Origin of the sequence: Streptomyces sp. MnatMP-M17 (genome assembly GCF_900091995.1) — a bacterium.
In the GTDB taxonomy this organism is placed as follows: domain Bacteria; phylum Actinomycetota; class Actinomycetes; order Streptomycetales; family Streptomycetaceae; genus Streptomyces.
Window position 1 is genome coordinate 1 of record NZ_FMDK01000710.1, and the last position, 19,880, is coordinate 19,880.

Annotated in this window: 19 protein-coding genes, 1 tRNA gene, 1 other RNA gene and 1 pseudogene; 14 read left to right on the forward strand and 8 right to left on the reverse strand. The window is 68.9% G+C overall.

Going from position 1 to position 19,880, the window contains the following annotated elements; genetic code table 11:
• The 3 genes from GA0115259_RS42965 to GA0115259_RS28825 form a co-directional block, all read right to left on the reverse strand.
• Positions 1–309: DUF6302 family protein (locus GA0115259_RS42965; RefSeq protein ID WP_370748609.1), on the reverse strand; the 309-nt coding region annotated here is incomplete at its 3' end.
• Positions 306–752, reverse strand: coding sequence for a DUF6415 family natural product biosynthesis protein (locus tag GA0115259_RS28820; RefSeq protein ID WP_093602456.1), 447 nt, complete (start codon positions 750–752; stop codon positions 306–308). The genes GA0115259_RS28820 and GA0115259_RS42965, both read right to left, overlap by 4 nt.
• The gene (locus GA0115259_RS28825; protein ID WP_161230489.1) at positions 740–1,222 is read right to left on the reverse strand and encodes an ATP-binding protein; all 483 of its coding nucleotides are present in this window, start codon (positions 1,220–1,222) and stop codon (positions 740–742) included. The genes GA0115259_RS28820 and GA0115259_RS28825 overlap by 13 nt, the downstream gene beginning before the upstream one ends.
• A gap of 281 nt (positions 1,223–1,503) precedes the next feature.
• Here GA0115259_RS28825 and GA0115259_RS28830 point away from each other — a divergent pair, with 281 nt between their 5' ends.
• From GA0115259_RS28830 to GA0115259_RS28845, 3 genes are all read left to right on the forward strand, one after another.
• Positions 1,504–2,826, forward strand: coding sequence for a hypothetical protein (locus GA0115259_RS28830; RefSeq protein WP_256098186.1), 1,323 nt, complete (start codon positions 1,504–1,506; stop codon positions 2,824–2,826).
• A gap of 10 nt (positions 2,827–2,836) precedes the next feature.
• A complete protein-coding gene (locus tag GA0115259_RS28835; protein WP_093602460.1) occupies positions 2,837–3,394 on the forward strand; it encodes a GNAT family N-acetyltransferase in 558 nt (185 codons plus the stop codon).
• Positions 3,395–3,714: 320 nt separating this feature from the next.
• The gene (locus GA0115259_RS28845; protein ID WP_093602464.1) at positions 3,715–4,455 is read left to right on the forward strand and encodes a dienelactone hydrolase family protein; all 741 of its coding nucleotides are present in this window, start codon (positions 3,715–3,717) and stop codon (positions 4,453–4,455) included.
• A gap of 241 nt (positions 4,456–4,696) precedes the next feature.
• On the opposite strand, the gene GA0115259_RS28850 is transcribed toward GA0115259_RS28845, so the two are convergent.
• The 4 genes from GA0115259_RS28850 to GA0115259_RS28865 form a co-directional block, all read right to left on the reverse strand.
• Entirely contained in the window at positions 4,697–6,478 is a 1,782-nt protein-coding gene (locus GA0115259_RS28850; RefSeq protein ID WP_176732687.1) for a relaxase/mobilization nuclease domain-containing protein, read from the reverse strand.
• Positions 6,468–7,337 carry a plasmid mobilization relaxosome protein MobC gene (locus GA0115259_RS40660; RefSeq protein WP_093602466.1) on the reverse strand — a complete coding sequence of 290 codons (870 nt, stop codon included), beginning with the start codon at positions 7,335–7,337 and terminating at the stop codon, positions 6,468–6,470. Before GA0115259_RS40660 ends, GA0115259_RS28850 begins: the two co-directional genes overlap by 11 nt.
• Before the next feature lie 186 nt (positions 7,338–7,523).
• Positions 7,524–8,504 (reverse strand): DUF2637 domain-containing protein, encoded by a 981-nt coding sequence (locus GA0115259_RS28860; RefSeq protein WP_093602468.1) that lies wholly within the window; start codon positions 8,502–8,504, stop codon positions 7,524–7,526.
• Positions 8,505–8,860: 356 nt separating this feature from the next.
• Positions 8,861–10,027: a DUF3631 domain-containing protein gene (locus GA0115259_RS28865; protein ID WP_093602470.1), complete on the reverse strand. Its 1,167-nt coding sequence runs from the start codon at positions 10,025–10,027 to the stop codon at positions 8,861–8,863.
• Between the two features lie 387 nt (positions 10,028–10,414).
• Here GA0115259_RS28865 and GA0115259_RS28870 point away from each other — a divergent pair, with 387 nt between their 5' ends.
• From GA0115259_RS28870 to GA0115259_RS42255, 9 genes and pseudogenes are all read left to right on the forward strand, one after another.
• Complete coding sequence (locus GA0115259_RS28870; protein WP_093602472.1) at positions 10,415–10,933, forward strand: helix-turn-helix domain-containing protein; 519 nt, start codon at positions 10,415–10,417, stop codon at positions 10,931–10,933.
• Between the two features lie 133 nt (positions 10,934–11,066).
• Positions 11,067–11,372, forward strand: a complete 306-nt coding sequence (locus GA0115259_RS28875) for a helix-turn-helix domain-containing protein (RefSeq protein WP_370748614.1) — start codon at positions 11,067–11,069, stop codon at positions 11,370–11,372.
• Positions 11,373–11,381: 9 nt separating this feature from the next.
• Positions 11,382–12,605 (forward strand): tyrosine-type recombinase/integrase, encoded by a 1,224-nt coding sequence (locus tag GA0115259_RS28880; protein WP_093602476.1) that lies wholly within the window; start codon positions 11,382–11,384, stop codon positions 12,603–12,605.
• A 257-nt stretch (positions 12,606–12,862) separates the two neighbouring features.
• A complete protein-coding gene (locus GA0115259_RS28885) occupies positions 12,863–14,269 on the forward strand; it encodes an SAVED domain-containing protein (protein ID WP_237540563.1) in 1,407 nt (468 codons plus the stop codon).
• 278 nt (positions 14,270–14,547) lie between these two features.
• The gene (locus GA0115259_RS28890; protein ID WP_093602480.1) at positions 14,548–15,525 is read left to right on the forward strand and encodes an SMODS domain-containing nucleotidyltransferase; all 978 of its coding nucleotides are present in this window, start codon (positions 14,548–14,550) and stop codon (positions 15,523–15,525) included.
• Entirely contained in the window at positions 15,522–16,106 is a 585-nt protein-coding gene (locus GA0115259_RS28895) for a ubiquitin-conjugating enzyme family protein (RefSeq protein ID WP_176732688.1), read from the forward strand. Before GA0115259_RS28890 ends, GA0115259_RS28895 begins: the two co-directional genes overlap by 4 nt.
• Positions 16,100–17,383, forward strand: coding sequence for a HesA/MoeB/ThiF family protein (locus tag GA0115259_RS28900; protein ID WP_256098187.1), 1,284 nt, complete (start codon positions 16,100–16,102; stop codon positions 17,381–17,383). Before GA0115259_RS28895 ends, GA0115259_RS28900 begins: the two co-directional genes overlap by 7 nt.
• A 47-nt stretch (positions 17,384–17,430) precedes the next feature.
• Positions 17,431–17,862, forward strand: coding sequence for a Mov34/MPN/PAD-1 family protein (locus GA0115259_RS28905; RefSeq protein WP_256098188.1), 432 nt, complete (start codon positions 17,431–17,433; stop codon positions 17,860–17,862).
• Between the two features lie 58 nt (positions 17,863–17,920).
• Positions 17,921–18,041 (forward strand): annotated as a pseudogene (locus GA0115259_RS42255) (hydrogenase expression protein HypE); the annotation flags it as partial.
• A gap of 177 nt (positions 18,042–18,218) precedes the next feature.
• Here GA0115259_RS42255 and GA0115259_RS28910 read toward each other — a convergent pair.
• Positions 18,219–18,303 (reverse strand) — tRNA-Ser (locus tag GA0115259_RS28910).
• Positions 18,304–18,375: 72 nt separating this feature from the next.
• Here GA0115259_RS28910 and ffs point away from each other — a divergent pair.
• Together ffs and GA0115259_RS28920 are read left to right on the forward strand one after the other, a co-directional pair.
• Positions 18,376–18,474, forward strand: an RNA gene (ffs, locus tag GA0115259_RS28915) — signal recognition particle sRNA small type.
• A gap of 50 nt (positions 18,475–18,524) precedes the next feature.
• Positions 18,525–19,880: DNA polymerase III subunit gamma and tau (locus GA0115259_RS28920; protein ID WP_256098189.1), on the forward strand; the 1,356-nt coding region annotated here is incomplete at its 3' end.

The following is a 19,880-nucleotide window of genomic DNA, read 5'->3' on the forward strand; positions in this document are numbered from 1 at the left end:
AAAAGCGCGGCGGGCTGCCGGAGCATCTGCCGTGCCAATAGGCAGGCGTCGTTCTCCGGCACGGGGGTGGGTGCGTGCTGGCTCCGTGATGAAGTGCCCACCGCGACGGAGGCCGCGGCGCCGTCTTCCGCCTACCGGGGTACGGCCAGAAACGGGACGCGGCGGGGCCTGGACCGCGACGCCAGCCTCCGCGAGGAGGGGCTCGGCGAGCTGGTCGCGGACGAACTCGTAGTCGCGCGCCTCCTGCGGAGGACGTGCCTGCACGCGCGGTTGCGGGTGGAGGAGCGGCTCTGCCGGTGTAGGGCTCATGACGACGGCGCCTTCACCAGCAGATCCACCAGATCCAGGACAGCCAGGGCGAGCCGCCGCGTCTGCGCCCGCGCCTCCAGAAAGTCGCGAGGCCGGGCCTCGATCTCGACGGTTCCGAGCCGTTCTGCCACCCGGGCGACTTCGGGATGGGATTGCCGATTGGCGACGTTGAGAAGGAGCGGGAGCATCATTCTGAGTCGCACGTCGACCTGGTTGGTCTCCTCGGCGTCCGGATCAGCGTGCTCGCTGAGCACCGCTTCCAGAGACTCGAACAGATCGTCAAGGACAGGCGTTTCTGGGGGGAGCGTCGGCCAGAGTCCCGCGAGGAGGCGATGGTGCAGGCCGATGGTCAGCGGAGCCAGAGGTCCCGTCCATCTCACGACCTCCGTACGGACGGGAGTACCGAAGTCGGCAACCGGTCCCACGGCCGTCACCCCGGACATGAGGGAGTTTCCAGCGGGATCCTGCACCAGGTCTCCGCGCCGCCGTCGCTGGTTCCCCAGCTCCCGCCGGCCTCCTCCACCAGGCTCTCGACGAGTAGGAGGCCGCGCCCCGACACGGCATTGTCATCGGCGTGCCTGGGCGCGGCGCGGCCCGGCATTCCGTCGATGACGGTGACGCTCAGGAAGCCGTCCCGCATGGCAAGGCGCAGATCGATCTCCTTGGTTCCGCTGTGCGTCATCGCGTTGGTGAGGAGTTCGGAGATGAGCAGCAACACCGTGTCGGTCAGCGCCTCAAGACCGCAGTGCCTCAGTCTGGCGGCAGCGATGCGGCGTATGACTCCTACCTGGCATGCGTCCTCAGCACGGGGCGGTCCACCGTCACGGCAGGGAGCGACCTCGATGTGCTCGTTCATCACTTCCCCGTCGCGGCGGTGGACCGCGCGAGGTGTCCGTACAGCTGTCGTCGTCATCACGTCCTCTTGGGAGGAGCGCAGGACCGACCCAGCGGTGGACACGGCCCTGTGTGCTTGTTTGGGCACCCTCGGTGAGGGGCTCCAAGCGTTGCAACCGGTCCCGGACGGCTCTACCCCCAATCCGCCCTCGGTTTGATAGGCGCATTTAACGGCTTCCTCTGTCATCCCTCGGGCTTCCCTCGGACCCGCTAAGTACCGTCTGAATCGGGCAGCTTGATGGGGACAGCGTTCTACCGTCGGGGCAGTGACGTGCTCTGCGGACGGAATCGGAGGCACCCGTGTTGTTCTTCCGGCACGCTCTTGAGGCGCGTGGCGTACGAAGTCCGGAGGATTTCCTCCTGGAGTACAGAAAGGTCGCCGGCGAGATCGGTGCGGAGGTCCCCGCCCTGAAGACCGTTGAGGGCTGGATCTACGAAGGCCGCAAGCCGCAGCGGGCGTTCCGGCCGACCGTCGTCCAGATGCTGAACCACAGCATCGACGACCTCTGGACGGATGTGCCCGCGGAAGCCACGGCGAACTTCGCTCCTCTGACCGGCGCGTCACCGACCGAACTCCAAGCCGATTCCGGCGTGGACCTGAATGAGATGAAAAGGACGGGCACCATGGCTGTGCGACGCGCGAAGGAGTTCCTTCTCGGTAAGGACCGTCAGACGGTGGGCGACGACACGCTGGGCCTTCTCGACGACGAGGTGACGCGTCTGGTGACCGCGTATCCGCGGGAACCTCTCGCATCGATCTGGGATGACCTGCTGGAGACCCAGGACCAGGTTTTCCGGCTCCTGGAGGGCGGCAGAGTCCGGCCGTCGCAGTTGCGTGACCTGAACTTCAAGGGCGCTGTGCTGTCGTTCCTCGTGGCCAAGGGCTTCAACGACTTGGAGGTGCCGCACCAGGCCATGACCATGACCCGGGTGGCGGCATCCTGTGCCAAGGATGCCGAACACCCTGGGCTCATCGCCCTCACCGACGGCCTCAAGAGTCTGATCGCCTACTGGGCGGACATGCCCGGGGACGCCTACCACTATGCGACCAAGGGCGCCGAGACCTCCGCGAATCTGCAGGGGACCGTAGGTCTGTGGCTCCTCGGTCTGCAATCCCGCGCCGCCGCGCGCCTTGGCGATGCGGAGACGGCACTTACCGCCAGCCGGGAGGCTACGGAGAGGCGGGAGCGTGTGGTGCCCGACGATCTGGACCGGCTCGGAGGGCTGTTCACCTATGCGCCCGAGAAGCAGCTCTACTACGAGGTGGAATCGGAAGCGCTCCTGGGCCACGGCGATCAACGACTTACCGCGCAGGCGGAGCGCGCGGTGCGGGGATTCTCCGATCCGAGCGAGCCCAACTGGGCTTTCGGGGATCTGGCTGGGGCGCAGTGCGACCTCGCGCTGGTCCGGCTGTTCAGCGGGGATGTGGACGGTGCGGCTGAAGCCATCCGTCCTGTGCTGGACCTGCCCGCCTCGCACCGGAACAACGGCATCGTCGTGTCCGCGATGCGCGTCCGCCAGGCGCTCACAAGCAATCCTGCACATACGGCCGTTGTGACCCGCGATCTTCGCGCGGAGATCGAAGCCTTCCCGGCCCATCGGCCGGGCCTGCCCCGCGGGTAGAGTCCGGAGCATGTACCCGGTCACGCGATCAAGCACCCGGATCAGTCTTCGGGAACTCACCGTCGAAGACGTCGCCGCCGTGTTCGCCATCTACGGCAGTACCGAGGCGGTCGAGCATTTGTCGTTCGAGCCACGCACACACGAGCAGGTCGAACAGATCGTGGTCCGCTCGATCGCGTCGGCCGCGGCGGAGCCGCGCAGTGAGTACGCTCTCGCCGTCGTGGAGCGGAAGACGGACGAGCTGATCGGGTTCGGCCGGATCGCCCTCGATCCCCACCAGCAGCGCGCGGCTACTTTCGGCTTCGCGCTGCACCCGAACGTATGGGGTGTCGGTTACGGGCTGGAGACCGTACGTCTCCTGCTGGGCTTCGGGTTCGAGGACCTGGACCTGCACAGAATCTGGGGAGCGCGGTCGCCGCTCAACACGGCGTCGGCGAAGACCATGGCGGCTGCGGGCATGGTGGAAGAGGGCACCATCCGCGAGCACATCCTGAAGAACGGCCGATGGCGTGACTCCGCGGTGCACGCCATCCTCGACCGCGAATGGGCAGCGCTCTCCCCGGAGTAGCCGCTCGCGCCGCGCGGCTCGCTCCGGGCCTGCCCAAGGACGAGTAGGCCAAGGGCATCCGAGACCCTCGGCCGTACTCGGATGCCGAGTCGAGGTGCTGATGACCACTCGCCGGCCACGGAGACTCCGCAAAAAGCTCGTCCGCAAAAACTCGTTGGGCGGACGAGGGCGACCACTGCTACTTTTCCGGAGGCCGTGCGAGAGATCGAGGAGGTGGTACCCGTGAACGCAGTATCGACATGGGTGCTCCCCTCCGGGGTCACGGTCGGGCGATAGGTCGTCCGGGAGCGCCGCTCTGAGCACTCCCGAAAGGCACGACCATGCATTTCACTTCCGAGCAGCGTCTCGACGACGGCGTCCTCGAACGCGAATTCACCCTCGATGAGATCCCCGGCATCCTGTGGACACCCGCATCCGCATCCGCATCCGCACCGGTGCCGCTGATCCTGCTTGGCCACCCTCCCCTCGGGCTGCGCAAGATGTACCCCCGACTGGTGGCCCGGGCCCTGCACTCCGCGGCGGAGGGCTTCGCCACGGCCACCATCGAGCTCCCCGGAAGCGGCGACCGGCCCCGTTGGCCCGCCGCCGAGCAGGCCCGCTCTGACCTGCGCCGGGCGATGGGGGCTGGCGAGCCGGTCAGCGACGAGATCGTCGACGCCCTCATCCTCCCGTTGGTCGAAAAGGCGGTCCCGGAATGGCAGGCCGCCCTGGACGCCCTCCTTTCGCTGCCCGGGATCGGCGGCCCGGTCGGGTACTCGGGGGGAGTGATCTCCATCGGCATCCGGCTGGCGGTGGTCGAGCCGCGCGTCTCGGCCGCCGTTCTGTTCGCCGGGAGTTTCGTGCCTCGCGCCCTGTTCGAGGAGGCCCGGCAGGTCACTGTTCCGCTGCATGTCCTGCTGCAGTGGGACGACGAGGGGAACGACCGGCAGGCGGCTCTGGACCTTTTCGACGCCTTCGGCTCCAAGGAGAAGTCCCTGCACGCCCATATGGGCGGGCACACCGGCGTCCCGCAGTTCGCGGGGGACGCTGCGGCCCAGTTCTTCACCCGACATCTGAGGTGAGGCCGGGCCGTCAGACCCGGCAGCAGACGGTAGCTGATGTCGGTCGGCATGCCGCTTCATCGAGGACAGGCCCCGGCCCTCCCCAGCTCGCTACACCGTGGGCCCCCGCTGAACTCTCGGCATGGGCCCACGCTGCCTAAGCAGCTACGGCTCGCCGCTTCGTCACCTCAGCGGCGACGGTGTCCAGCTTGGTGATCGCCGCTTCGACCTGGTCTATTCCCCCGGGTGGGGGATGCGACGGTCAGCGTGTGGTGCGGCGCGGGTAGGGCTCTGGTGTCGGCCGCGTTGTGGGTCCGGTTGAGGGGTGATCAGGGGTGGGGTGGGCGTGCGTGTGTCGGAGGGTGGTGCGGGTTTGGGCGGAGCGGGTGCGCTGGTGGATTCGGTCGGTGGTGCTGCTTCGCAGTCGCCAGATGAGGACTTCGGCGGGGTGGTCTGCGGTGTCGAGTTCGCGTTGTCCGGCCAGGTCGGCGAGGGCTTTGCGGGGCGGGGTGCCGGCGGATTCGGCCTGGGCGAGGGTGGTGGCGAGGGCGGGCCAGGCGGGGTCGGCCAGGATCCGCTGGGCGTGCTCGGGCACGGCGGCCTGGACGGTGGCGGCGAGACGGCGGGCCTGGTCGGGTGAGGGGGTGCGCTCGGCGAGGCGGGCCAGCGTGGGGCGGGCCGTCTGGTGGTAGGCGGCTTGGAGGTGGATGAACGTCTGGTGGGCGGCGGCTGCCTGCTGCTGGTGGCCGCGCTGTGTGTGCCAGTGGTCGAGGGCGATCAGTACGTATATGGCAGTGGCCAGCAGTGTTGTTACGACGTCGATGTCCTTGCCGGGCAGGCCGCGGATCAGTTCCTTTCCGGCTTGGCGTAGCGCGTAGGCGCCTTGGTGCTCGGCGCGGACCGCCGACCGGTTCGCGCGGTTGAACGCGGCTGCCGCTGCGCGGAGTTCGGCCCGGATCCGTTTGGGGGCGGTGGCGGCGGTGTTGTGCAGCAGCTCGGCGAACGCCGCTGCCTCTGCCTGCACGCGCGCGTCCGACTCTGTCCCCGCCGACGCGTTAGCGTCGGCGGCATCGAGGAGGAAGGTGTAGGTGGTGCGCAGTTCGGCCTCGGCCCGCCTCCAGGCGCCGGTCCCGCCGCGGCTGTTGGCCTGCTCCGCCTCCCGAGCCTGCGTTGCGGGCTGGCCGGCGGGGGGTGTGAAGCGTTCGCGGAGTCTGCCCAGGGAGAGGTCGGGGGCGAGGGCGGAGCCGCTGTAGAAGATGGGTTCGCCTTTGGTGTCGGTGTCGCCGGGGGCGGCGAGGCTGTAGCCGGTCGTCTCGCCGGTTTCGGGGCCGATTCGGTGTCGGATCTGGATGCCGAGGGTGGTCAGGACGGCGAAGTACTCGTCCTCGTCGGTGGCGGCTGCTGCTGCCGTGTAGGCGTGTTCGCGAAGCCACTGCCGTGCGGTCTGTCGGCGTCCCTGCCGTTCGGCCTTGGCCACCTCCGCTCCGGTCGGGGTCTTCGGTGCCGTCCCGTCGCCCGGCTTCAGGCGCCGAAGACCGAGTTCGGTCTCGATCTTGCGGCATTCGGTCTGGGCGCGCTGTCCGTCGCGTTTGTTGCGGGGGCGGCGGCCGTCTTCGCGGACGCTGGTGGCCATGATGTGGATGTGGTCTTCGGCGTGCCGCACGGCGATCCACCGGCATCCGGCGTCGTCGCCGTGCTCGGCGATGCCGGTGGCGTGGACGATGCGGCGGGCGACCTCGGCCCACTCGGTGTCGGTGAGGTAGCGGTCGCCGGGTGCTGTTCGGACGGGGCAGTGCCATACGTGCTGCGGGACCTTTCGTCCGGTGCGCTGTTCGCGCAGCCGGACAGGCTGGTCGAGGTATGCGGTCAGCTCGGTCAGGGCGGCTTGGTGTTCGTGAAGGGGGACGCGGCCGGGGTCGGTGATGCCGGGCATGGCGAAGGCGGCAACGATGTGCGGGTCGGTGTGCTCGTTGCGGCGCCCGGGGCCGTAGAGGTAGGAGAGCAGGCCGCGGGAGCGGTTCCCGGTGGAGACGTCAGGCACCACGGCGACCACCTCCGGCCAGTACCTGCTCAAGCACGAGCCGGGACAGCCGTGCGACCTGGTGCAGTTCGTCGAGGACGCCCATCGCGCGGTCGGGCAGCTCTCCGGTGTGGATCGCGCGGGTGATCTGGTTGAGGTTCACGCCGACGCGGTGGAACTCCCGTATCAGCTTGCCGAACAGGACCAGCAGGTCCTGGGTGGCCTGCGGCGACGGCAGCGCCGGTACTGCGGCGGGTCGCTGGTCGGGCAGGTAGGCGTGGGCGAACGTGAGGGCGGCGTCCATCAGGTAGGCGGAACGGGAGCGTTTGGCCTCGCGGGCAGCGTGGTCGATGAAGTCCCGCTCCGCCGGTTCGGCCGAGCACGTGAGTTGTACGTCGCGTTTGGTCCCGGAGCGTGGCCGGTACAGCACGTCGCTCAGCCGCCGCCGGCGCTCGGAGCCGGGGGCGGTGTCGTCAACGGCGGGCGAGGGGAGGTCGTTGGCGGCGACGCCGTGGTGTACGAACGCGTCGGGCGTGACGGTCGGCGCGAAGCGCCCGACAACGACGGCCGCGGGCTCGCCGGGTCCGGCCGGATGCTCCTGGTCCTGGTGGAGGCCGCGCTCGGCCTCCGCCCCCGCCCGGTCCGTGCCCCGCTGGGCACGGCCGGAGTCCGCCCCCGCCGGGGCGGGCACGAGCGCGAAGGCCGCATCGCCCCCGGCGATGTGGACTTCGCCCCAGCTCGCTCCGCCTGTGTCGTTCCCGAGGTCGATGCTTTCGTCGTTCGGGGAGGTTACCGGGGTGATGAGGGTCCGCTCCCTGTTCTGGCGTTGTGGGCTGAGGGGGCCGGTGTCGGGGTCGTGCTTGGTACGGAAGGGGATGCGCACGAGGTGGCTCCGTTCGCAGTTCGGCGGTGGCAGCGATGGTTGTCGGGACCGGCGGCTTGGACGGGCTGCGGTTCCGGGATAAAGGGTTGGTGGGGACGCGGCTGCCGGAGTGTCGGCAGCCGCGTCGGCCTACTGTCCGCGTGGGCTGTGGCTGTCCGGATGGGTTCAGGTCCGGTCGGCGAGGGGTTACTGGTCTTCTGGCCGGTCGGGGTGTTGGCGCGCCTGGGCGGTGCTCCGGACGAGGGTGATGGCCTCGGTCAGGGGGAGGGTTCCGGCGCCGAGTCCGGATTCGGTGAGGGCCTTGCGGGCACTGTCCCGGGTGATCGCGTCCGGGTCCGGGTGTGCGGCGGCGATGACCTCGGCCAGTCGCTCCAGCGCTGCCATCGGAGGGCGCCCGCCCTGCTTCTGGGCGCGCCGTACGGAACCCCCGTCCTGCTCCTCACCTGCGTCCTCGGGCTCGCCCTGCGGTGATTCGGCCACTGGCACGGGCCCTGTGCCGCTGCCCTGATCGGCGCCTCCGGAGTTCCGGCTGTACGGGGACACCGCTTCGGCGGTCGGCGCGGAGTCGGCCTGCTGGGGCTCCGGCAGGTCGTACGGCTCCACGCGCTTCGGTACCTCGTGTGCGGGTGGCGGCGGAGTTCCGTCGGCCTGATGGCGCCGGTACGGAACCGGTGCGGTGGTTCCGTCCGCTGGGATTCGGGCGGGGGCGGTACCGCCGTAGCGGGTTATCAGGATGTGGAGGTGGGTGGCGCCAGCCAGAGCGAGAGGGGCGATGGCGGACAGGACGGTGACGGTGGTGTCGCCGAGGTGGAGGCCGACGGCGCCGGGCTGGTTGAGGTCGAGGGCGTGCAGCCCGTTGGCCCAGATGCTGGCGGCGGTGGCGGTGATGAACAGGGCCCAGGCGTACAGGCGCGCCGGCAGCGGGGCTTCGCGCGGGACCAGCAGGGCGCGAACTCCGTAGGCGATGAAGCCGTCGATCACGACGGGGAACAGGTAGGTCAGTTGCGGGCGGACGTGGACGGCGGTGGCCATCTGCCGCAGCGCGTCGAAGGACAGGGCGCAACCGGCGAAGCCGAGCAGAATGATCGCGAGCTGGTCCCACCAGGTGGCGCGATGGCGACCGGCCGGACTTGCTGAGCCGGCCGTGGGTATGGCGGTGTCGGGCATGGTGAAGGCGTCCTTGCGGATGAGGTCTGCGGGGGTGGGCTGGGTGTGCCGTCTTTGCCGTCTTGCCGTTGCAACCGCAGGTCAACGGCGGTACGGCAGGCCGCGCGGCTGCCGTCCGGGACGGCACGGAGACGCGCCCCGGGGGAAGCCGGGGGCCCGGTTCGCCTGCTGTCTGTCGGCGCGCTGGGACGGATGGTCATCCGTCTTGGGACGGATAGCCGTCCCGCTTCCAGGGCCGTTGACCTGCGGCTTAGTAGCTGGGACGGCAGGGACGGCAGAAGACGGATGTGCGGCGGCTCGCGCTGGTCCCCGCCGGTAGCGCGGCGGTCGCGCGGGTGGCAGGGACCAACGATCGGTCAGCCCGCGTCGGCCTGTGGGGTGCCGAGGGGATGGACGGTGGGGCAGTAGCGCTTCCAGGCGTCGGTGAACTTGCCGCGCGTGTAGCCCTTGCGCTGGATGTCGCCTACGCGCACGTTGCCCGACCTGATGCCGTACTCGCGCAGCATCGCGCCGAGGCCGCGCGGGGTGAGGCCGCCGCGCCCGTGCTCGGCCCAGGGGGCTTCGGGGTCGCTGTTCAGCGCGTACAGGATGTCGTCGGTGCTCAGTTGTTCCTGCTCACCCTTGGCGTGGAAGATCCGCCGGATGTCGGCGAGGATACGGGCGTTGTTGGGGTTGTCCTGCTCCGCTTCGGCTTCGGCGGTGACCATGCGGGCGCAGGCGTGGCGGGCGCGGTCGGGCCAGGGACCGCCCGCGAGGTCGGCGACGATCACGAGGGGTTCCCAGGTGTCGGCGGCGCGGTCCTCTACCGGCATGGAGGGCTCCAGGAGCAGGGCCTGGCCGGTCAGTGGCGCGGCCCACTGGGCGAGGCGGGCACGCAGTTCGTGCAGGGCGGGGCTGTCGCGCTTGGTGCGGTAGGGGCTGACGCGTTCGCCCTCGGCTCGGCGGCGCATCCGGATCACGACCGACCGGTCCATGATCGTGTCGGGGAGGTCGCCGATGCCTGCCAGTGCGGCCATGGCGAAGGTGTGGAAGCGGTGGGGGGGGGTGTGGTCGTTGCCGACCACGCGCAGGACGTAGCGGTCGCGCTGGTGTCCGGCGTTGAGGAGGCCGCGCATCTCCTCGTTCTTCTCGGCCTGCTTGGGGGTGCCGAAGATGGTGTCGGCCTCGTCGACGAGCAGGGTCGGGGGCTCTTCGGTGATGGAGCGGAAGACGGCGGCGGCGGTGGAGTTGACCGTGATGACGGGGTTGTGGACGGTCTCGGTCAGGATGTCGAGCAGGCGGGACTTGCCGCATCGTTTCGCGGGGCCGACCACGGCCAGGCGCGGGGCGTGCTGCCATGAGGGCTGCAGGTGGGTGGCGGCGACCCAGAGCACCGCGGCGTCCAGTGCCTCCTCGCTGGGCAGGATCACGAAGCGGGCCATCGACGCCCTGAGCTGGTCCAGGAGGGCCGCGCCGTTGCCGGCGGTGACATCGGGATGCGGTTGCGCTGCGTGGGCGGGGCCGGGGCGGGTATTGTTGTTCAAGGAGACTCCTCACTCGACGGCTCCGGGGGGCAACCCGGTCCGTCGTTGGTCTGCTGTCCAGGGATGGGCGGTGTCGAGGTTTCCGATCAGCCCCCGGTGTTCGTAGCGCCGGGGGTTTTGTCCGTTCTCTGGCGGCGTGATCGCCGCCCTCAACCTCCTTCAGGTTTGGATTTCCATGCTGGCCTATCTGTTGTACTACCCTCGGCGTGTGGATGTCAAACCGATAGTCGGTTGGCTTCTCGATCCCCGATTGGCATAGTGCCAGCTCGCGCGATTGTGTGACCTGTGCCACTTTTAGCTTCATGCGCCTGTCGGTTGGGGATTCAATGCTGGTATGGTTTGGCATGGGCCCCGGTGCAGTGCCGGTTCAGCCGAGAGGAGGTGAACATGGACAAGCCCAAGGAGCGCCGCCTCATCCCCAGCGAGGGGGAGGCCCTGGTGGCGCACAACCTGAAGATCATGCGGAAGGCCGCCCGGCTGTCCCAGGATGATGTCGCCGAGCGCATGAGGCGCCTCGGCTTCAAGTTCCATCAGACCCAGATCGCGAAGATCGAGAACGGCACCCGGTCCATCCCGTTCGACGAGGTCATCGGCCTGGCCAAGGCGCTGAACCTGCCCGCCGAGTACTTCATGACCCAGGCCGTAGCCAACCCGGACGATCCCCACTACGAACTCCAGGAAGCGGGCTTCCGCCTCCAGGACCTGGAAAAGGAGTGGAGAGCTGCCCAGGACCTCGCCGACGCCGCGAAGAGGCGCCTCGAAGAAGCCGAGCGTGAATACGACGAGATCGCCGAACGCCTCGGCGTCGACGTCACCCCCACCGGCGATGAGCTGACGTTCTACCCGGCCCCCAACTCGCCCAACGACCCCCTCCGTAACGACACGGGTACTCCCGCCGCCGAGTAGCAGCACCACCCTCTCCCGCCCGTCCCCGGCGCTACGAACGCCGGGGGCTGCCCTGCGGGACCCCTTTCACACCGCCCATCCCACACAGCAACCACGGCTGCGCGTTGCACCCGCGCCGCCGGGAGGAATCTCCGTGCCCGAAATACCCATCTCCGCTGCCCTGTTGGCCGATGCCCTCGGCCTGACCGAGCAACAGCTCCTCGACCTCGTCCAGGCCAACATCAGCACCGCGTACGACCCCACGCTGGTCGCGCTCACCGTCGAGGAAGCCGCCCGCCGCCTCGGCGTCGGCCGGACCACGATGTACGCGCTCCTCGCCGCAGGTGAGATCCCGTCCATCGTCATAGGCCGCCTTCGCCGCATTCCGGCCGAGGCGCTGAGCGACTACGTCGCCGCCCGCGCCAAGACTGCCCAGTCGACCGTCGCTCTCGCGGCCTGAGGGGCAGCCATGGCGAAGTCCCGGCAGCCCAACGGCGCATCATCGATCCACTTCGGCAAGGACGGCTACTGGCACGGCTACGTCACCGTTGGCGTCAAGGACAGCGGCAAGCCCGACCGCCGCCACGTCATGCGCAAGACCCGCGCCGACGCCACCAAGGCTGTCCGCGAGCTGGAGCGGAAGCGTGACTCCGGAAGCGTGCCGAAGGCAGGCCAGACCTGGACAGTCGAGTCCTGGCTGACCCACTGGGTCGAGAACATCGCGGCGCTGCACGTCTCCGAGAACACCATCGACGGCTACCGCGTCGCCGTCTGCCACCACCTCATTCCCGGCCTGGGGGCTCACCGCCTGACGAAGCTGGAGCCCGAACACCTGGAGCGCTTCTACAAGAAGATGCAGGACAACGGCAGTTCGGCAGGCACCGCGCACCAGGTCCACCGCACCGTTCGCGCCGCCCTCAACGAGGCCAAGCGGCGCCGCCACCTCACCGACACCCCGGCCACGATCGCCAAAGCCCCTCGCTTGGAGGAGGAAGAGGTGGTGCCGTACACGGTCGAGGAGGTCCAGATCCTCCTCGAAGTGGCCAACCGGCAGCGGAACTCAGCGCACTGGGTCATCGCTCTGGCCCTCGGGCTGCGCCAGGGTGAGGTGCTCGGGCTCAAGTGGACGGACGTCGACTTCGACCTCGGGGTCCTGGTCGTCCACCGAGGTCGGCTGCGGCCCCGGTATCAGCACGGCTGCGGAGACCGCTGCGGGCGCAAGCCCGGCTACTGCCCGCAGAAGATCAACATCCGCAGGGAGACGAAGGACACCAAGTCGCGTGCCGGGCGGCGGCCCACCGGTGTCCCCGACGAGCTGATGAAGCTTCTCTCGAAGCACCGGGATGAACAGGACCGTGAACGCCGCCTCGCCCGCGACCTGTGGGTGGAGAAGGGCTACGTCTTCACTTCGCCGACCGGTGAACCGCTCAACCCGAACACGGACCACCATAAGTGGAAGGAACTCCTGGGGGCTACCGGTCTGCGGGACGGCCGCCTGCATGACGCCCGCCACACCGCCGGCACCATCCTGCTGATCCTCGGGGTTCCGGATACCGTCACAGACGCGATCATGGGCTGGGAGCCCGGCCAGTCGGCCCGGATGCGCCGCCGGTACCAGCACCTGACCGACCGCGTCCTCAAGGATGCAGCCGACAAAGTCGGCGGCCTGTTGTGGTCCTCTGACGCTGAATAACTTGGCGCTTCAGAGCCGGGCTCGCAGAATATTTTATTCGGTGAGCCCGGCTTATTCCTGAAGTGAAATCCTGGAGGGCAAGTGCCCGTCGGCAGCCCGAAGGGCATGCTTGAGCCGTTTGGTAGCCGGCCGACAATCGTTGCGTCGGCAAATTCGCTTGCATGTCAATACCCTCGAGTCGGAGACCGTGTTCCTTGCTTCACTTGCCTGCCCCGAGTTCGACGGGTGTTCGTATCGCCGGTGACCGGTACCAGTGGTTGGTCGCGTGGCAGGGTTGTGTCACGGCGCTGCGTGACGCGGCGCTGCGCGTGCCGAACCCCGTGGTGGCGGTCGGTGTTGAGGCGGACGGCGTGGGGAACGTGGATGACGTCGTCTTGTACCGCAGAGAGCCACCGCACACCTATATGCAGGTCAAGTACGCCGTGGACAGTTCCTCGCCCGTCAACGAGGAGTATTTGCTCAGGCCAAGCGGCCAGGGGGGCCCGTCGATCCTGCGCAAAGTGGCGCAGGCATGGCAGCAACTCACCGGGGACGGCACTCCCGTCGATCTTGCGCTGTTGAGCAACCGGTCCCCGGACACCGGGGATCCGCTGATCTCGCAGCGGGATTCCCGCACCCAGTTGCTCGTGCCGAAGGGGGCGCAGCAGGGACCGCGATCCAAGAGTGGACAGGCACGCAACCGTTGGGCCGCCGGTATCGGGCTGAGCGAGGAGAGGCTGCTGGATCTGTTGAAGGTGTTGCGTTTCGACCTGTCACGGGATGTGGTGCACCTTCATGAGCACCTGCAGATGATGATGTTCGCGGCCGGGCTGCGGTTCAACGAAGAGGCCATGCACGCTGGTGCGGACTGGGTTGCGCGCCAAGTCGCTGATGGGCAGCGCAGGCTGTCTCTGGCAGAGGTCAGGGAGGCGATTCGGTCTCTGCGTCTGGAGGTTGGCTCGTCCCGAGCGGTGCTTTCCGTCGCCACTTTGAAACAGGACCCGATGGCAGAGGACGCTGATTACGCGGTGGATTGGGCGGACCGCTTCGAGGGCGCCTCGCCCTACGTCAAGCGGCGTCCGCTGGCCCCGGCGACGTGGGCGCAGTTGCAGGCGGACATCGATGCGGCACCGTTTCGGATGCCGCCGGGCACAACCTCCATAGCCGTCACCGGCAGTCTGCGTCTCGCGGCCGCGTTTGCGGTCGGCGCGACCTTCCGCATGGTGACCGGAGTCGACCTGGCCGTGGCTCAGCGCGGACAGGTTTGGTCCTCCACTGCCCAGTACAGCGCTGTGCTGACCCCGGACGTCGAAGAGCACGCTCTCGGACTCGGATCCGACCTCGCCGTGGCCATCGCGGTCGCCATCGACCCTACCGAGGACGTACTCGACTTCCTGCGGGAGCAGCGGGCGCCCGTCTCCCGGCTGCTGGTGCTGCGCCCGCCCGGCGGCGCGAAGGACAACTCCATCCCGGATACGGCCGCGGCCAGCGCTCTGGCAGTCGGCATCCGGGATCTGCTGCGTCGTGCCTGCCGCGCGCACCCCGCGATCCACCTTTTCCAGGCCGGCCCGATGGGCTTGGCTCTGCTGCTGGGCAACCGGTGGAACCGCCTGCGACCCACCACGGTGTACGAGGACGTCAACGGGCAGCAGGTGTATGAAAAGGCATTCGTCGTAGACGCGTAGAAACCCCGGCCGCCAGTCCCGCGGTTTCGCTGCCCGGGGGTGAAGTCGTCCCCCAGTGGCCCGATGCGGTCGTGGGGGACGGGCGTGACGGCGGCACGAACCGACAGGCCCTCCGCAGCGACGGCCGGACGACTTCCAGTCCGAAGGGCATTGTCAGTGGGTGCCCGTAGCGTGAGAACGAGCAGCCATCGAACGTCCGTTTCCGGCCGCGCGCCCCGCAGGGGCTCGCACCTGGGGCGTCCACCGGGCTGAACGGCGAGTCAGGGGAGGCACACTGCATGGGGATCAACGAGGGGTTCGACGCGCTACAGAAGGCCGTCGACGAGGACATTGAGAAGACGCGCCTGGCCCGCGGGCGCCGGGACCTGTTCAAGGAGGCGCTGCTGACAGAGCCCGACGTTCTCGAGACGTTCGGATCGGGCTCCTTGAGCCGCAGTACTCAGCTCAAGCCCATCCACGACGTCGACATCGTGGTCGTCTACGACCCGGACGAGCACCCCGATTGGGGGAGCAGCGGGCCGAGCGCGGAGGAGGCCCTCGAGCACATCCGCTCTCAGGTCAACCGGCTGCTGAGCCAGAGCAAAGGCACCCACGCCACCGTGGTCAGACACACCCTGCTGCGCAACCACGCCGTCAAGTGCTTCCTTGACGATCCCGACGACCCGGAGGCTTTCACTGTCGACGTCATGGCCGCGTTGCGGCAGCCCGACGACTCACTGCTCATCCCCGAGCAGCTCAGCGCCCGGTGGGTTCCCGCCAACCCCGAGTACCTGATCGACATAGTGGCCGAACGCCAGCGGGCCTGGTCGTACTTCCGGCCCCTGGTCAGGCTGCTCAAGCAGTGGCGGCTCGACGCGCCGGTCGAGGGACGCGTCAAGTCCCTCGTCATGGAGGTCCTCGCCCTGCAGTGCCTGCCCACTTCCGGCAACCGCTCCCAGGGGCTGAAGACGTTCTTCACTGCTGCCGCGGTCCGAGTCAACGAGGGTGTGTGGGACCCGGCCGGTCTGTGCGGCGAGATCCAGCCCGACCTGGACCGCCAGGGCCTGTCGGATGCGTTCGCCGAGGCTGCGGACCTGGCGGACCAGGCTTGCGCGGCGGCGGCCGAAGGCGACACCGACGAGGCGCTGCGCCTGTGGCAGAAGATCTTCGGCGAGGACTTCCCGGCCCCGGCTGCGGCACCGAAGAAGACCAGCTCGCTGATCGGCGCGCCCGCGCTCATCACTGCCCGCCCCATCAAGGACGCGCCCCAGGGATGACAACCGCAGCTGCTGGCGGCACCCGCACTCCCATCAGCTGGTGGGAGTGCGAACCACGCCGACTGCGCCGAGACCAGGAGGAGATCCCTACCCGCTTTCCCGACCTCGTGTTCAGCGACGAGGGAGCGGGTGGATGGCAGGGAACGCTGCCCCGCTGGCCGTTCGACCGGCCCGAGCCCGCCTGCCTCACCGGCTGGATCGGCGAGAGCGGTCTCCAACTGCGCCTGGAATACAGCCAGGCATACCCCATGCTGGCTCCCCGGATCTTCCCCCTCGACCCGCTGCCCGACCCGTTGGAGTGGACCCAGCACCGCTGGCACGTCAACGGCGACGCCAGCTTGTGCCTCCTGCGCGACGACATATGGACGGGCCGCGAGTCCGCGGTCGACCTGTTGCTTAAGGCTGCTGGCTGGCGAATCGAGTACGCGCTGATGAAGCACCAGGTGATCGAGCACATGACCGGCAGCGGAATCGTCACCGACCACAGCCTCGACCACCTTCTGGCCCAGCTCCCAGAACCCGAGGACACCGACGGGCACGGTGAGCCGGACACCGCCGGGCAGGACGGTCCCGCGTGCTGATCCTCATCCCGCACGCCGCCGCGGCCAGACTCCGCACCGCAGGCTCATCAGGGCGACTGTCGTTGCGCATCAGCCCGCCCGACGACCTTGCCGTCGTGAGCGGCATCTCCGAAGGAGCATCAGGAGCCATCATCTCGGTGGATCCTTCCGCACCCCGGAGCCGGCTGCTTGCGAGCTGCGACTCCCGTCCCACCGGCTACTGGTACCGGGCCACCAGTGAACTCCACGCGCTCTGGTACCACCTGCGCGTACGGCGCGGCACCTCTTTGACGCTTGACGCGTTTAAGGACGCCGTGCCCAGCGGTTTCAAGGCGCCGGGCGCCGGCGCCTATGTGGCCATCACCCACGCCCCTGGCGTGAAGGACGCGTTTCCCGAGAGCGGTCTGCCCGACCTCCTCGCCTGGCACGTCACCCGCGCAGGCATCCAGCCGCTCGAGGCGTCAGTCGAGCCCGAAGCGACCGGCATCCCGCAGCTCGAAGGGCACTGGCCCGTCGAAGAACTCCGCAGCGCACGCGTCATGTTGATCGGGGCGGGGAGTATCGGCTCGGCTACCGCGCATGCGCTGGCCGGATACGGCGTCGGTCACCTCACCCTCGTCGATCCTGATCGCCTCCAATGGCACAACCTCGTCCGGCACACCAGCTCCCGCAAATACATCGGCCGGACCAAGGTCACCGCCCTAGCCGAGGAACTCGCCTCACTGCGCCCCGACACCGCAGTCACCCCTCTCGCCCTGGACGTCATCGAGCACGCTGATCAGATCCGTGCCCGCCTCATGGACACCGACCTCGTCATCTGCGCGGCCGACGGAGTGGCCGCTCGCCGCGTCACCGGTCACCTGGCCCGCCGCGCGGGCCTCACCGCCGTCCTTGCCTGCGTCCTGCAGGACGGAGCCCTCGGCGAGATCCTTCGGCTGCGCCCCTGGCCCCAGCACGGCTGCCTGACCTGCCGTCGCCACAGCCTCACCGAAGCCGGCAGCCTTGACCCAGAGCCTGCCCTGGACGCCGGATACGGCACCGGCACCCCGCACCGGCCGATGACCGCCGTCGGCCCCGACCTCCACCTCGTCGCCCACCTCGCGGCGAAGACCGCCATTGCCACCCTCCTCGAACATGCTGGCCACCCCGCTCAGCGCCTGCCCGGAGAGCACGCCCTGCTCGGACTGAGCCGCCAACCCGGCTGGGCACCGCCCTTCGACCTCAACCGCACCGCTGAGCTTCGCTGGCTTCCCGCCACCCCGCCCAGATCCGGCTGCCCCACCTGCGAAGTGCCGTGACCCCGCAGCCCGTGACCGTCGTACACCTCACTGTCCCGGCCGCCCGCGTGATCACCACCGAACTGCGAATGGCCGACCACACCAACGAGACCGGGGGAATTCTGCTTGGACATCACACCCGCGACTCCGTCACGGTCCGCCACGCCGGAACGCCCGGCCCCGCCGCTGTCCGCACCCCCACGTACTTCCTGCGCGATCTCGCGCACGCCCAGACGCTCGCCGACAAGGCTTTCACGACCGACCGCAGCGTCTGGGTCGGCGAATGGCACACCCATCCCACCGGCCGCCCGGCCCCCAGCGCACGTGACACGGCCACCTACCGTCAGCTCCTGGACGATACCGAGCTCGGCTTCCACAGCATCGTCTCGCTGATCTTTGCGTATCAGGAAGGGCGTTGGACGGGGACTGCCTGGACCTTCCACAGCCAGCGCGTCACCCCCGTGGAACTCACCGTCAGCCGCATGGGCGGCCCGATGTGAGCGTCGCCACAGGTTCTTCCTAGCCCGGTGCACTGGTACGTGCAAGGAGCTGCACGACGACGGCTATTGGCACGGTTTCTGCACACCCCGGCACCGGTCGGCCGATGACCACCAGCGAGTGGCTCAACCGGCTCGCGCCGAAGGCCACCGCGATCGTCGCGGTCCGCAGCTGCGCGACCCGTCCCATCTTTTCCGGGGGCGGTTCCGGCTCCCGGGCCAGAGTCGCGACAAATCTACCGAGTCCTAGAGCCAGTGAGGCCAGGGCGGAACTGCAACTAAAACTGCAACTACGAACGTCGTAGGGCCCCACCGCGACCGGTGGGGCCCTACGACGTTATGCCCGGTGAGAGCATGAGCGGAGGATACGAGATTCGAACTCGTGAGGGGTTGCCCCCAACACGCTTTCCAAGCGTGCGCCCTAGGCCACTAGGCGAATCCTCCGCGGCAAACAATACAAGACGCTGAGCCGTGCTCGCGAACTCGTTGTGGGGGGTGGGGATCGGGTACTGTGGGCGCAGCCCCTCACGTGGCGCTATCTGACTGAACTCCCCCAGGGCCGGAAGGCAGCAAGGGTAGGTCGGCTCTGGCGGGTGCGTGGGGGGCGCTTGCGTTGGGCCGGTGGTACGGGCGCGATGTCGGAGGGGGCCGATATCGTCGTAGGTGTGTCGTCCCTTGCGCTGTACCGCCGCTATCGTCCCGAGTCCTTCGCCGAGGTCATCGGGCAGGAGCATGTCACCGACCCGTTGCAGCAGGCGCTGCGGAACAACCGAGTCAACCATGCGTACCTGTTCAGCGGGCCCCGTGGCTGTGGGAAGACGACCAGTGCGCGCATCCTCGCGCGCTGTCTGAACTGTGAGCAGGGGCCCACGCCGACGCCGTGCGGTGAGTGCCAGTCCTGTCAGGACCTCGCCAGGAACGGGCCTGGATCGATCGATGTCATCGAGATCGACGCCGCGTCGCACGGTGGTGTGGACGATGCCCGTGATCTTCGCGAGAAGGCGTTCTTCGGTCCCGCGAGCAGTCGTTACAAGATCTACATCATCGACGAGGCGCACATGGTCACCTCGGCGGGCTTCAACGCCCTGCTGAAGGTGGTCGAGGAGCCGCCGGAGCATCTCAAATTCATCTTCGCGACCACCGAGCCCGAGAAGGTCATCGGGACGATCCGGTCGCGTACGCACCACTATCCGTTCCGGCTGGTCCCGCCGGGGACGCTGCGCGAGTATCTCGGCGAGGTGTGCGGCAAGGAGGGCATTCCCGTCGCGGACGGCGTGCTGCCGCTGGTCGTACGGGCCGGCGGCGGATCCGTGCGTGACTCGATGTCCGTCATGGACCAGCTGCTCGCGGGCGCGGCCGAGGACGGTGTGACGTACGCCATGGCGACGTCCCTGCTCGGTTATACGGACGGATCCCTGCTCGACGCGGTGGTGGACGCGTTCGCGGCGGGCGACGGAGCCGCGGCTTTCGAGGTTGTCGACCAGGTCATCGAGGGCGGCAACGACCCGCGGCGCTTTGTCGCCGATCTGCTGGAGCGGCTGCGTGACCTGCTCATTCTGGCCGCCGTGCCGGACGCCGGCGAGAAGGGCCTGATCGACGCGCCCGCCGATGTCGTGGAGCGGATGACGGCCCAGGCGTCGGTCTTCGGCGCGGCCGAGCTGAGCCGGGCGGCCGATCTGGTCAACACCGGGCTGACGGAGATGCGCGGAGCGACCTCGCCGCGTCTCCAGTTGGAGCTGATCTGCGCCCGCGTGCTGCTGCCCGCCGCCTTTGACGACGAGCGCTCGGTACAGGCGCGGCTCGACCGTCTTGAGCGTGGAGCGGCAGCCCTCGCCACGGCCCAGGGAGCCGCGTTCTCGGGCCCGGGGTCCGGTCCGGCGGTCGGGTACGTTCCCGGCCCCGAGGCGCACGCGCCCGTACCGCCTCCGATGATGCCTACTGGACCCGGACCTGGACCCGGACCCGGACCTGCGGCTGCCCCCGCGCCGCCGTCCGTACCGCCTGTACCGTCCGTACCGGAA

What these genes read in the sequence shown, in the direction of transcription:
- GA0115259_RS28820 (WP_093602456.1), bottom strand. Translation starts at nt 752, where the DNA reads ATGTCCGGGGTGACGGCCGTGGGACCGGTTGCCGACTTCGGTACTCCC.
- GA0115259_RS28825 (WP_161230489.1), bottom strand. Translation starts at nt 1,222, where the DNA reads ATGACGACGACAGCTGTACGGACACCTCGCGCGGTCCACCGCCGCGAC.
- GA0115259_RS28835 (WP_093602460.1), top strand. Translation starts at nt 2,837, where the DNA reads ATGTACCCGGTCACGCGATCAAGCACCCGGATCAGTCTTCGGGAACTC.
- GA0115259_RS28845 (WP_093602464.1), top strand. Translation starts at nt 3,715, where the DNA reads ATGCATTTCACTTCCGAGCAGCGTCTCGACGACGGCGTCCTCGAACGC.
- GA0115259_RS28860 (WP_093602468.1), bottom strand. Translation starts at nt 8,504, where the DNA reads ATGCCCGACACCGCCATACCCACGGCCGGCTCAGCAAGTCCGGCCGGT.
- GA0115259_RS28870 (WP_093602472.1), top strand. Translation starts at nt 10,415, where the DNA reads ATGGACAAGCCCAAGGAGCGCCGCCTCATCCCCAGCGAGGGGGAGGCC.
- GA0115259_RS28880 (WP_093602476.1), top strand. Translation starts at nt 11,382, where the DNA reads ATGGCGAAGTCCCGGCAGCCCAACGGCGCATCATCGATCCACTTCGGC.
- GA0115259_RS28890 (WP_093602480.1), top strand. Translation starts at nt 14,548, where the DNA reads ATGGGGATCAACGAGGGGTTCGACGCGCTACAGAAGGCCGTCGACGAG.
- GA0115259_RS28895 (WP_176732688.1), top strand. Translation starts at nt 15,522, where the DNA reads ATGACAACCGCAGCTGCTGGCGGCACCCGCACTCCCATCAGCTGGTGG.